At 70.3% G+C, this 11,495-nt stretch carries 12 protein-coding genes; 6 read left to right on the forward strand and 6 right to left on the reverse strand.

Annotation, left to right across the window (positions count from 1 at the left end; genetic code table 11):
- The first annotated feature begins 104 nt into the window (after positions 1-104).
- From ABZ930_RS25075 to ABZ930_RS25095, 5 genes are all read left to right on the forward strand, one after another.
- Entirely contained in the window at positions 105-683 is a 579-nt protein-coding gene (locus ABZ930_RS25075; protein WP_361551729.1) for a TerD family protein, read from the forward strand.
- Between the two features lie 10 nt (positions 684-693).
- Positions 694-2,595: a TerD family protein gene (locus tag ABZ930_RS25080; protein ID WP_361551732.1), complete on the forward strand. Its 1,902-nt coding sequence runs from the start codon at positions 694-696 to the stop codon at positions 2,593-2,595.
- Between the two features lie 235 nt (positions 2,596-2,830).
- Positions 2,831-3,820 carry a TerC family protein gene (locus ABZ930_RS25085; protein WP_361551735.1) on the forward strand — a complete coding sequence of 330 codons (990 nt, stop codon included), beginning with the start codon at positions 2,831-2,833 and terminating at the stop codon, positions 3,818-3,820.
- A 131-nt stretch (positions 3,821-3,951) separates the two neighbouring features.
- Positions 3,952-4,260, forward strand: coding sequence for a hypothetical protein (locus ABZ930_RS25090; RefSeq protein ID WP_361551738.1), 309 nt, complete (start codon positions 3,952-3,954; stop codon positions 4,258-4,260).
- 71 nt (positions 4,261-4,331) lie between these two features.
- Entirely contained in the window at positions 4,332-5,432 is a 1,101-nt protein-coding gene (locus ABZ930_RS25095) for an ionic transporter y4hA (RefSeq protein WP_361551741.1), read from the forward strand.
- Here ABZ930_RS25095 and ABZ930_RS25100 read toward each other — a convergent pair.
- Entirely contained in the window at positions 5,422-6,690 is a 1,269-nt protein-coding gene (locus ABZ930_RS25100; RefSeq protein ID WP_361551820.1) for an MFS transporter, read from the reverse strand. The two genes, ABZ930_RS25095 and ABZ930_RS25100, sit on opposite strands and share 11 nt — an antisense overlap.
- A 196-nt stretch (positions 6,691-6,886) precedes the next feature.
- Between ABZ930_RS25100 and aroQ the strand changes: the two genes are divergently transcribed.
- On the forward strand, positions 6,887-7,360 hold the full coding sequence (gene aroQ, locus ABZ930_RS25105) for a type II 3-dehydroquinate dehydratase (protein ID WP_361551744.1): 474 nt from the start codon (positions 6,887-6,889) through the stop codon (positions 7,358-7,360).
- Positions 7,361-7,365: 5 nt separating this feature from the next.
- Here aroQ and ABZ930_RS25110 read toward each other — a convergent pair whose 3' ends face one another.
- The 5 genes from ABZ930_RS25110 to ABZ930_RS25130 all read right to left on the reverse strand — a co-directional run bounded on the left by ABZ930_RS25110 (position 7,366) and on the right by ABZ930_RS25130 (position 11,374).
- Positions 7,366-8,115: an amino acid ABC transporter ATP-binding protein gene (locus tag ABZ930_RS25110; RefSeq protein ID WP_361551747.1), complete on the reverse strand. Its 750-nt coding sequence runs from the start codon at positions 8,113-8,115 to the stop codon at positions 7,366-7,368.
- Complete coding sequence (locus ABZ930_RS25115) at positions 8,112-8,993, reverse strand: amino acid ABC transporter permease (RefSeq protein WP_361551750.1); 882 nt, start codon at positions 8,991-8,993, stop codon at positions 8,112-8,114. The genes ABZ930_RS25110 and ABZ930_RS25115 overlap by 4 nt, the downstream gene beginning before the upstream one ends.
- Positions 8,990-9,871: an ABC transporter substrate-binding protein gene (locus ABZ930_RS25120; RefSeq protein ID WP_361551753.1), complete on the reverse strand. Its 882-nt coding sequence runs from the start codon at positions 9,869-9,871 to the stop codon at positions 8,990-8,992. Before ABZ930_RS25120 ends, ABZ930_RS25115 begins: the two co-directional genes overlap by 4 nt.
- Before the next feature lie 114 nt (positions 9,872-9,985).
- A complete protein-coding gene (locus ABZ930_RS25125) occupies positions 9,986-10,642 on the reverse strand; it encodes an MBL fold metallo-hydrolase (protein WP_361551756.1) in 657 nt (218 codons plus the stop codon).
- Between the two features lie 9 nt (positions 10,643-10,651).
- The gene (locus tag ABZ930_RS25130; RefSeq protein WP_361551759.1) at positions 10,652-11,374 is read right to left on the reverse strand and encodes a maleylpyruvate isomerase family mycothiol-dependent enzyme; all 723 of its coding nucleotides are present in this window, start codon (positions 11,372-11,374) and stop codon (positions 10,652-10,654) included.
- Positions 11,375-11,495: the final 121 nt, after the last annotated feature.

Here is an 11,495-nt window from a genome sequence, read left to right on the forward strand (position 1 = left end):
CAATATTCCGCCCGCGGTGGCGGTGCTGTCAGTGTCGCCCTCTAGGGTTTGACCAACCGCGCATGCGCCGCGGCAACAGGGGACTGTACGAGAGGGGACAGCGCGTGGGCATCAGCTTGGACAAGGGGCAGGGCATCAGCCTCGAGAAGCAGGGCGGAGGCACCCTCACCGCTGTGCGGATGGGCCTCGGCTGGCAGGCGGCTCCGCGGCGGGGGCTGTTCGGCAGCCGCACCCGCGAGATCGACCTCGACGCCTCCGCGGTCCTCTTCGCCGACAAGCAGCCGGTGGACGTGGTCTTCTTCCGGCACCTCGTCAGCGACGACGGCTCGGTGCGGCACACCGGTGACAACCTGGTGGGCGGTGCGGGACAGGGCGGCGACGACGAGTCGATCCTCGTCGACCTCGCGCGCGTCCCGGTCCACATCGACCAGATCGTTTTCACGGTCAACTCGTTCACGGGCCAGACCTTCCAGGAAGTGCAGAACGCGTTCTGCCGTCTGGTCGACGAGACGAACGGCCAGGAGCTGGCCCGCTTCACGCTCGACGGCGGCGGCCAGTACACGGCGCAGATCATGGCCAAGGTGCACCGGGACGGCGCGGGCTGGAGGATGACGGCCCTGGGCACGCCGGCCAACGGCCGCACGTTCCAGGACCTGATGCCCTCCATCCTGCCCGGCCTCTAGCGGGCCGACGATGGCGGCCGAACTGGTGAGGGGCCAGAACCACCCCCTCACCCAGACCCGTCTGGAGATCCGGGTGTCGGCCGGCCACCCGGTCGTCGCGGGCGCCACGCTCGCCGACGACCGGGGCACCGTGCACGGCATCGGGCGCGTCGCCCATCCCGGCGCGCCCGCCCTGCCGGGCCTCGAAGTACCGCGGCAGGCGGCGGCCGACCACCGCCTCGCCGTCGACCTGGACGCGATGCCGCAGGACGTGCACCGCGTCACCGTGCTGCTCGCCCTGCCCGTCGGCACCGGCGGGCCGACCCGCTTCGGCGCGGTGGCCGCCCCGTTCGTCGCGGTCACCGGCCTCGACGGCGCCGAGCAGGCCAGCTACACCGTCACCGACCTCGACTCGGAGTCGGCCGTCGTCGCCCTGGAGCTGTACCGCAGACAGGGCGCCTGGAAGGTGCGCGCCATAGGGCAGGGCTACGCCGACGGCCTCGCCGCGCTCCTCGCCGACCAAGGCCTGCCGGACGCACCGGCCCTGGCGGGCACCATCCACGACGCCGTCGCCCAGGGCCTGGCCCGCGCGGTGGCACCCCCACCGCGTACGGCGGACGAGAGCCAGGTGCGCGCGGTGGCCACCGCCGGCCACGCCTCCGGCGCCCTGCCGCCCACCCCCGCCGCCCCGGCCGCCGCAGGGCCGAGCGGACCCATCGACTACAGCCACCCACGCCGCCAGGCACCGCCGCCCCCGCCCGCCGCACAGCCCGCCGAACCCGGCAGGCCGGCCGCGCCGGTCGCGGGCGACGCCACCGGCTGGACCATGGAGGAGCGGCTCTACAACCAGGTGTGGGGCATGTTCGAGGACCTGGCCCGCACCGCCGCCGCCTACCGCAGCGCCGTCGACTTCGCCGACTCCCGGATGGAGCAGGAGCTCGACCGCATCCTCTCGGGCCTGTCCGACCCGCGCAGCCGCATCGGCAGCCCGGGCGACGCCGCCCGCGAGGCCGCGCGGGCCAAGCACGGCGCCCTCGTCGACCGCGCCCGTGAGGCCCTCGACCGGGACCTGGCCCAGCTCGTCGCCGAGTCCGAGGTCGTCGAGCCCGCGCTCCCGGCGCCGTACGCCGGCTGGGACAACCCGTGCTGGCACGCCTACCGCAGCCCCATGGAGAACCCCATGGCCGTGCGCCTGGGCGAGCTGAGGCTGCCGGAGAGCGACAGCACGGGCCTGCGCATCCCGATGCTCGTGCGGCTGCCCCTGGAGCGCGGACTGTGGATCGACGCGGGCGCCTCCTCGGGTGACGCGCTCACCGACGCCGACACGTTGCGGGCCCGGGCCGCGCACACCGCCGTCGTCCATGTCGCCCGGCTGCTCGCTGCGTATCCGGCGGGGGAGTTCAGCGTGCACGTCATCGACCCGGCGGGCTCGGCGGCGGGCGCTCTGGCCCCGCTGGTCGACGCCGGGGTGCTCGCGGGCCCTCCCGCCAGGGGAGCGGCCGGCGTCTCGGAGACGCTGACCCGGCTCACCGAGCGGGTGGACCTCGTCCAGATGGCGATCCGCGCGGGCGTCGCCGACTCTCTGCCGCCCGACCTCGACACGGCCGAGCAGCTGCTCGTGGTGCACGACTTCCCGCACGGTTTCGACGACCGCGCCATCACCCGCCTGCGCTATCTCGCGGACGAAGGACCGCAGGTGGGTGTCCATCTGATGCTGGTCGCCGACCGCACGGACGCCGCCGAGTACGGGCCGCTCCTCGATCCGCTGTGGCGCGTCCTGCTGCGTCTGACACCGGTACCCGACGACCACCTCGCCGACCCCTGGGTCGGCCACGCCTGGACGTACGAGCCGCCGACGGTTCCGCACGGCAGCGCGATCCTGCGTCAGGTCCTCGCGGAGGTGGCGAGAGCCCGGCAAGCAAGAGGTCTCTGACCTGCACATTTGGTGATCTCTTTACTAATACCTTTACCTCTCATGGGTCTTTCAAGTACTCTTCTTGACGCGGAGGGGAGTACTCCCATACGCGACGTGCCCGTCAATACGGACGACCCGGCCCCATGGCCGTCGATCCCGGGGCGTCGGCCCGAAGCCCTGGTCCGGGGCTCGGGTGGAAGAGACCTCCGGCAGCGACGACGCTGATCAGTAGCCGTACGACGCCGGAGGCGCAGTGGACGTATCGATGACCCTGTGGGTGCTCACCATTCTTGGACTGAGCGCCCTGATCGCGGTCGACTTCTTCATCGGGCGCAAGCCCCATGACGTGTCGATCAAGGAAGCCGGCATCTGGACCGTGGTCTGGATCGCCCTGGCCGTGCTCTTCGGCATCGGCGTGATGGTCTGGGGCAGCGCCCAGGCCGGTGGCGAGTTCTTCGCCGGCTTCATCACCGAGAAGTCGCTCAGTGTCGACAATCTCTTCGTCTTCATCCTGATCATGGCGAAGTTCTCGGTGCCGACCCACCTGCAGCAGCGCGTGCTGCTCTTCGGTGTGCTCATCGCCCTGGTCCTGCGGGCGATCTTCATCGCGGCGGGCGCCGCGATCATCTCCAGCTTCTCGTGGGTCTTCTATCTCTTCGGTGCCTTCCTCATCTACACCGCCTGGAAGCTCATCAAGGAGGCCCTCGCGGGCGAGGAGGAGGACGACTTCGAGGAGAACCGCCTCCTGAAGTCGGTGGAGAAGAAGTTCGGCGTCGCGGACCGGTACCACGGCACGAAGCTGTTCATCCAGCAGCACGGCAAGAAGGTCATGACGCCGCTCCTGGTCGTCATGCTCGCCATCGGTATGACCGACGTGCTGTTCGCGATGGACTCCATCCCGGCGATCTTCGGTCTGACCCAGGACCCGTACATCGTCTTCACGGCGAACGCCTTCGCCCTGATGGGTCTGCGCCAGCTGTACTTCCTCATCGGCGGCCTGCTCAAGAAGCTGGTCCACCTGAGCTACGGCCTGTCGGTGATCCTCGGCTTCATCGGCGTGAAGCTGATCCTGCACGCCCTGCACGAGTCCGGCGTGCACGTACCGGAGATCTCGATCCCGGTCTCGCTCGCCGTCATCTGTGGCGTCCTGATCATCACGACGGTCACCAGTCTCATCGCCTCGAAGAAGCAGGCCGAGCGGGACGCGGCCGAAGAGGCTCAGAAGGACAGCATCGAGGCCTGACACCAGCAGGCGTAGGGATTACCAGCACCGGGAGGGGTGCGCGGCCGATTGCCGCACATCCCTTCCGGTGCTTGCTTGTGCCCTGAGCGTGTCCCGGCCCCGGGGCGCGACGGCACGAGGGGGAGGGCCCCATGAGCCAGAAGTTCGTGCAGATCATCGACTTCGAGTCGCAGCGCATGGACGAGATGCGTGAGTTGATCGACCGGTTCGAGCGGCAGATGCAGGGCACGCCCGGCGGCCCCACGCACCGCATCATGCTCCAGGACCGGGAGAAGACGGGGCGCTACCTCGTGATCGTCGAGTTCGAGTCCTACGACGACGCGATGCGCAGCAACGAACGCCCCGAGGTCGCCAAACTCAACGAACAGCTCTCGGCCCTGTGCACGCGTCCGCCGGCCTTCACCAACTGCGACCTGAAGGACTCGCGCGAGCTGAAGTGAGCCGAGCCGGCGCCGCCGCACGGCGCTGATCCAGGTCGCGCCCCCACCCCGCCCCGGGCAGCATCGAAGGCATGATCACCAGACTGCGGGCACTGGCCACCCGGTGGACCGTCCTCGTCCCGGTGCTGGCGATCGTGCTGCTCGGGTGCACCTGGGGGCGCGACCTGCCGGGTGTCCTGGTCGCCGTCGTCTCCCTGGTCCTCGCCGGCTCCGTGCTTGCGGCCGTCCATCACGCGGAGGTCGTCGCCCATCGCGTCGGCGAACCCTTCGGCTCGCTCGTGCTCGCCGTCGCCGTCACGATCATCGAGGTGGCGCTCATCGTCACACTGATGGCCGACGGCGGGCCCAAGAGCTCGACCCTCGCCCGGGACACGGTCTTCGCCGCCGTCATGATCACCTGCAACGGCATCGTCGGTGTCAGCCTCATCGCGGCCTCCCTCCGCCACCGGGTGGCGATCTTCCAGTCGGAGGGAACCGGCGGCGCCCTCGCCACCGTCGCCACACTCGCCACGCTCTGCCTGGTCCTGCCGACGTTCACGACGAGCAGGATCGGACCCGAGTTCTCCACGTCGCAGCTGGTCTTCTCGGCCGTCTCCGCGGTCGTCCTGTACGGGCTCTTCGTCGCGACGCAGACCGTGCGCCACCGCGACTACTTCCTGCCGATCTCCCGGCAGGGCGTGGTCATCGACGCCGACGACCATGCCGAAGCACCGACGAACCGCACCGCGCTGTTCAGCCTCGGTCTCCTCGGTCTCGCCCTCGTCGGAGTCGTCGGGCTCGCCAAGGGCGTCTCCAAGACGATCGAGCACGGTGTGGAGGCGGCGGGCATGCCTCAGGCCGTCGTCGGCGTGATCATCGCGCTGCTGGTGCTGCTGCCGGAGACCATCGCGGCACTGCGCGCCGCCCGGCGCGACCGCGTCCAGACCAGCCTCAATCTGGCGCTCGGCTCCGCGATGGCCAGCATCGGACTCACCGTGCCGGCCGTCGCCATCGCCTCGTTCTGGCTGTCGGGGCCGCTGGTCCTCGGGCTGGGCGCCACGCACATGGTGCTGCTCGCGCTGACGCTGGTGGTCAGCACCCTGACCGTGGTGCCCGGACGGGCGACACCGCTCCAGGGCGGCGTGCATCTGGTGATCCTCGCCGCGTACGTGGAACTCGCCGTCACGCCGTGACAGCGTCCCCCGCCACCGCGGCCGGCGCCGTCTCCGGCAGCAGCACGAAGCAGGCCAGACTCAGCGCCGCGACCCCCGACAGATACAACCCCACACCCCATGGAACCCCCGCTCCCTGACCGGCCAGCGCCGTCGCCACGATCGGCGTCAGCGCCCCGCCCAGCACACCGCCCAGGTTGTAGCCGACGGCGGCACCCGTACAACGCACCCGCGGTTCGTACAGTTCCGGCAGATACGCGGCGATCACGGCGAACATCGCGATGAACGCGAGCAGGGCCACCAGGAACCCCAGGAACATCAACAGCGGTTCCCCGGTGGCCAGAAGAGCCACCATCGGCACCATCCACACCACCGCCACGGCACAGCCGGCGAGACACACCGGCCGTCGCCCGAACCGGTCCCCGAGCAGGGCCGCCACCGGAGTCAGCGCACCCTTGACGACGACGGCCGCCATGATGCACGTCAGCATGACGCTGCGGCTCACGCCCAGCCGTTCCACCCCGTAGGAGAGCGACCAGGTCGTCACCGAGTAGAAGATCGCGTACCCGATGGCGAGCGCACCGGCCGTGAGCAGCACCAGCCTCCCGTGCCCGCGCACCACCTCGGCGAGCGGCAGCCGCGCCGGTTCCTCCATGGTGAGGAAAGCGGGACTCTCCACCAAGGAGGAGCGCAGCCACAGACCGACCAGCGCCAGGACACCGGCGGCCCAGAAGGGCACCCGCCAGCCCCAGGCCGCGAACTGCGCGTCGCTGAGCGCCGTCGACAGGCCGAGCATGATGCCGTTGGCCAGCAGGAAGCCCGCCGAAGGGCCGATCTGCGGAAGGCTCGCCCACAGGCCGCGCCGGCCGGCGGGCGCGTGCTCGGCCGTCAGCAGCACCGCTCCGCCCCACTCGCCGCCCAGCCCCAGTCCCTGCAGAAAGCGCAGCAGAAGCAGCAGCAGGGGAGCGGCCACACCGATCGACGCGTACGTGGGCACGAACCCGACCGCGACGGTCGTCGCCCCGGTCAGCAGCAACGAGCCCACCATCACAGGACGCCGGCCACGACGGTCCCCGATGTGCCCGAACAGGACCGAACCGAGCGGTCTCGCCACGAAGCCCACTCCGAATGTCGCGAAGGCCGCGAGAGTTCCCGCGAGCGGTGAGAACGTCGGGAAGAAGAGCGGACCGAGGACGAGTGCCGCGGCGGTGCCGTAGACGAAGAAGTCGAAGAACTCGATGGCCGTCCCGACCAGGGCGGCCGCCGCGAGCCGCGTCAGTGACGGACGGTGAGAAGTGCGCATGACGCGGCAACCACCCGTGATCGACGCTGGTTACGGGGCGTACGAGAGCGCGGCGAGAGGCGCGCGAGTGCGCTCGGAGATCCCGCACGCGATCCGTGTCGGCCGACGTCGGCCGTGCCGGGAGCCCGTGATAGACCCTCAGGGAGCAACCGCCCGACGTACGGAGGTCCCAGTGCCGCACACCCTCGCCAGCGCCCCGATCATGGTTCTCAACGGCCCGAACCTGAACCTGCTCGGCAAGCGCCAGCCGGAGATCTACGGCCTCGACACCCTCGCCGACATCGAGACTCTGTGCGTGAAGGCGGCCGCGGCCCAGGGCGCCACCGTGGACTTCCGGCAGTCCAACCACGAGGGCGAACTGGTCGACTGGATCCACGAGGCCCGGGAGAACCACGTGGGCATCGTCATCAACCCGGCCGCCTACTCGCACACGTCGGTGGCGATCCTGGACGCGCTCAACACCTGCGACGGCATGCCGGTGATCGAGGTCCACATCTCCAACATCCACCAGCGCGAGGAGTTCCGGCACCACTCCTACGTGTCGCACCGCGCCGACGGAGTCATCGCCGGATGCGGCGTGCAGGGGTACGTGTTCGGGGTGGAGCGAGTGGCCGCGCTGGCGGCACCCGGCGCGGTGCGCGCCTGAGGCGGCTACAGGCGTCCGGCCTCCACGATCCGCCGCAGGAACCGGCGGGTGCGCTCCTGCCGCGGATCCCCGAAGACGGCCTCAGGGGTGCCGTGTTCGAGCACGACACCACCCTCCAGGAAGCACACCTGGTCGGCGACCTCGCGCGCGAAGCTCATCTCGTGCGTGGCCAGCACCATGGTCATGCCCTCGCCCTTCAGGTCGCGTACGACGTCGAGGACCTCGCCCACCAGTTCCGGGTCGAGGGCCGCGGTGATCTCGTCGAGGAGCAGCAGCCGCGGCCGGACGGCGAGGGCCCGCACGATCGCCGCACGCTGTTGCTGGCCGCCGCTGAGCCGGTCCGGGTACTCGGCGGCCTTCGCGCCGAGCCCGAGGCGCTCCAGCAGCTCCCCGGCGTGCTCCTCCGCCGCCTTCCGGGCGACACCGTGCACCCGGCGCGGCGCCAGCGTGATGTTCTCCAGGACGGTCAGGTGCGGGAACAGGTTGTACGCCTGGAACACGATTCCGATCCGGCGCCGCACGGCGTCCGCGTCCGTGCGCGGATCGGTGATCTCCTCGCCGTCCAGCCAGATCGCCCCGTCGTCGATCTCCTCCAGGAGGTTGGCGCAGCGCAACAGCGTCGACTTTCCCGAACCGGAGGCGCCGATCAGGGCCGTGACCGTGTGCGAGGCGACATCCAGGTCCACGTCGCGCAGCACGACGCTCTCGCCGAAGGTCTTGCGCACGGACCGCATCCGCAGCACGGGCTCGGTCATACGAGGCCTCCTTGAGCCCGGCGGCGGTCCATACGGGCCGTCACCCAGTCCGTGAAGCGGGTCATGGGAATGGTGAGTGCGACGAACACGAGACCCGCGACCACGTAGGGCGTGTAGTTGAAGTCCTTGCCGGCGATGATCTGTGCCGCGTACACGGCGTCCACCGCACCTCCGATGGAGACGAGCCCGGTGTCCTTCTGCAGCGACACCAGGTCGTTCAACAAGGGAGGCACGACGCGGCGCACCGCCTGGGGCAGCACCACGTAGCGCAGCGTCTGACGGTTGCTGAGCCCCAGGGAGCGCGCGGCGGCCCGCTGCGAGGAGTGCACCGACTCGATGCCGGCGCGGAAGACCTCGGCGACGTACGCCGAGTACGTCAGTACCAGCGCGGCCCCGCCCAGGAGGACGGGATCCGTGGTGACTCCCTGGAGGCGCAGGGCGGGCACACCGAAGATGATGAGCAACAGGCAGATGATGAGCGGCAGCCCACGGAAGAAGTCCGTGTACGCCGTGGCCAGAGCCCGCAGCGGGAAGAACACCGGACCCCGCACGGTGCGCGCCAGGGCCAGCAGCATCCCGAGGACGAGCACGCACGCCCCGCACACCACCAGGAGGCGTACGTTCAGCCACAGGCCTTCCAGGACGTCGGGCAGCGCCACGCGCGCGTAGTGCGCGCTGAAGAAGGTCTCCTTCGTGCGGTCCCAGCCGGGGGACCGGGTGACGACGAGGAACAGGACGGCGCCGGTCACCAGGGTGCTGAGCGCGGCGACGGCGGTCGCGCGCCGCGTACGGGCCCGCTTGTGGCGCTCGCGTGCGATGCGGCGCTCGGAGGGGACGTAGGCGTCCTCACCGGCGCCGGGCCGTTCGGCGACGGTCATTTGAGCACCGGAGCGTCGACGGCCTCGGACAGCCACTTCTTCTCCAGCGAGGCGAGCGTGCCGTCCTTGCGGAGGGAGTCCACGGCGCCCGTCACGCACGCGGTGAGGTCGCTCTCCTTGTCGAGTACGAGGCCGAACTGTTCCGGTGTGCCACCGGTGTTGTCGAACTGGCCCACCACCTTGGCGTCGGTGACCTCGGCGCCCGTGATGTAGAAGGCGGTCGGCAGGTCGACGACGATCGCGTCCACCTGGCCGTTCTTCAGGGCGGACTTGGCGAAGTCGTTCTTCTGATAGACGGCGGGCTTCTGGTCCGGCTTCACCAGGTCGTTGATGAAGTCCAGGCTGGTGGTGCCGACCTGGGCGCCCAGTTTCGCGTCCTTGAGGTCGGCCACGGTCTTCGCCCCGGCAGCCTTGGAGGACTTCAGGGCCACGACGGCCTGCCGCACGTCGTAGTAGCCGGACGAGAACGCGACGGCCTTCTTGCGCGCATCACTGATCGACACCTGGTTGATGTCGAAGTCGAACTTCTTGACGCCGGGCGCGAAGGAGCTGTTGAACGGCACGGTCTGCCAGGCCACTTGAGACTTCGGGTAGCCGAGCTGTTTCGCCACGGCGTACGCGACGGCCGACTCGAAGCCCTTGCCGTTGGCCGGGTCGTCGTCCTGGAACCAGGGCGCGTAGGCGGGCTTGTCCGTGCCCACGGTGAGCTTCCCGGAGGCCACCGTGGACAGCTTGCCGGGAGCGCAGGAGGAGGCGGTCGCGGGCTTGTCGCCGGCCGCGCTCCCTGAGTTCTCGGATTCGGGGGCGCAGGCCGCCGTCGCGGCGAGGACCACGGTCGAGCAGAGAGCGAGACGCACGGCGCGATTGTCGAGAGGCATGGCGGGAGACTGGCAGCGCTCAGGCCCGTCTGTCGAGGTCAGACGGACAACTGTCCGCATGGTGGGAACGGTGTTGCAGGTTCGTGAACACCCGCCCCGTACGGGCCTCTTGGGTCACCAGCCCCGGGCGCGCCACTCCTGCAGATGCGGCCGCTCGGCCCCCAGGGTGGTGTCGTTCCCGTGCCCCGGGTAGACCCAGGTCTCGTCCGGGAGCCGCGCGAAGATCTTCGTCTCCACGTCGTCGATGAGGCTGGTGAAGGCCTGCGGGTCCTTCCGGGTATTGCCCACGCCGCCCGGGAAGAGGCAGTCGCCGGTGAAGACGTGCGGGTGGCCGTGCGGGTCGTCGTAGACCAGCGCGATGGAGCCGGGCGTGTGGCCCACCAGGTGGCGCGCCGTGAGGGAGATCCGGCCGAACTCGATGGTGTCCCCGTCGGCCACGGACACGTCCGTCGCCACCGGGATGCCCTCGACGTCGTCGCGCCCGGCGAACGTGCGCGCGCCGGTCGCCGCGACGACCTCGGAGAGGGCCTGCCAGTGGTCCCCGTGCCGGTGCGTGGTGACGACGGCCGCGATGCCGTCGTCACCGATGAGGCGCAGGAGCGTCTTCGGCTCGTTCGCCGCGTCGATGAGGAGCTGCTGGTCGGTCGCGCGGCAGCGCAGCAGATAGGCGTTGTTGTCCATCGGCCCGACCGCGACCTTGGAGATCATCAGGCTCTGCAGCTCGTGCACGTCCGCAGGGCCGCCGACCTTCACCGTTCCGCTGTACGTCATGGGCTCAGCCTATAGCGGCGGCAGATCCGGCAGCAGGCCCCCGTCGACGGTGAGCGCGGTGCCCGCGCGACGGCCGCAGAGCCAGCCCAGGAGGTCCGCCGGGCGGCCCGTGACGCACAGTGGCGAACCGGTCGCGCCGCCGCCCGTGGTCCAGTTGCCCGTGCCGAAACCGGCGCCCCGGCTCCACATGCGCCCGGTGTCCGTGACCAGCGCGACGGACGGCACCTTCTGGTGCCCGGCGAAACGCTCGGCCAGGAAGTCGATCTCGCGGTAGGTGAACTCCTCGGGGAGGTCCTCCAGGTCGTAACCGATCCCGAGGTCCACGTGGTGCAGCTCCACCTCGACGAGCCGGCGGAAGGGGACGCGGGAGGCGCTGTCGGTGACGCCGTTGCGGAGCTCGACCGTCCGCCCCCAGTCCGCGTCCTCGGCGCCGGTTCGCCCGAACCGCTCCGCGCTCGCGCGGACGTCCTCGATCTGCTCGCGCAGGCCACGCGGAGCGTCCCGCTCGATGTCGGCGTCGCGCACCTCCGCGCCGGCGTACATGGGGCGACCCGCGAGGACGTTCACCAGAGCGTCCGCGTTCCGGGCGAGGTGGGCGAGCACATGGCCGCGGCTCCAGCCGGGAAGCCGTGACGGCTCGGCCACGGCGGCGTTGTCCAGGGTGCTGATCGCGGCGAGCAGCCGGTCGGTCGCTTCGCGTACAGACTCCAGGTCGCGCACATGATCACTCATGGCGCCGACGATAGTCGCGCCACACGTTCGGGTGAAGGTGGCCGAGCACGCGCCTAAATCGAATACGCGTGCTATATGGTCGAGTGCGACTTCGGGCATGGTTGAAGGTCCTGGTTTGTTA

Source organism: Streptomyces sp. NPDC046716 (genome assembly GCF_040645755.1).
Lineage (GTDB): Bacteria > Actinomycetota > Actinomycetes > Streptomycetales > Streptomycetaceae > Streptomyces.

Excerpts from the sequence above, each read along its gene's own strand:
- ABZ930_RS25090 (WP_361551738.1), top strand. The coding sequence starts at position 3,952 with ATGAGCCAGAAGTTCGTGCAGATCATCGACTTCGAGTCGCAGCGCATG.
- ABZ930_RS25125 (WP_361551756.1), bottom strand. The coding sequence starts at position 10,642 with ATGACGTACAGCGGAACGGTGAAGGTCGGCGGCCCTGCGGACGTGCAC.
- ABZ930_RS25120 (WP_361551753.1), bottom strand. The coding sequence starts at position 9,871 with ATGCCTCTCGACAATCGCGCCGTGCGTCTCGCTCTCTGCTCGACCGTG.
- ABZ930_RS25095 (WP_361551741.1), top strand. The coding sequence starts at position 4,332 with ATGATCACCAGACTGCGGGCACTGGCCACCCGGTGGACCGTCCTCGTC.
- ABZ930_RS25115 (WP_361551750.1), bottom strand. The coding sequence starts at position 8,993 with ATGACCGTCGCCGAACGGCCCGGCGCCGGTGAGGACGCCTACGTCCCC.
- ABZ930_RS25130 (WP_361551759.1), bottom strand. The coding sequence starts at position 11,374 with ATGAGTGATCATGTGCGCGACCTGGAGTCTGTACGCGAAGCGACCGAC.
- ABZ930_RS25080 (WP_361551732.1), top strand. The coding sequence starts at position 694 with ATGGCGGCCGAACTGGTGAGGGGCCAGAACCACCCCCTCACCCAGACC.
- ABZ930_RS25110 (WP_361551747.1), bottom strand. The coding sequence starts at position 8,115 with ATGACCGAGCCCGTGCTGCGGATGCGGTCCGTGCGCAAGACCTTCGGC.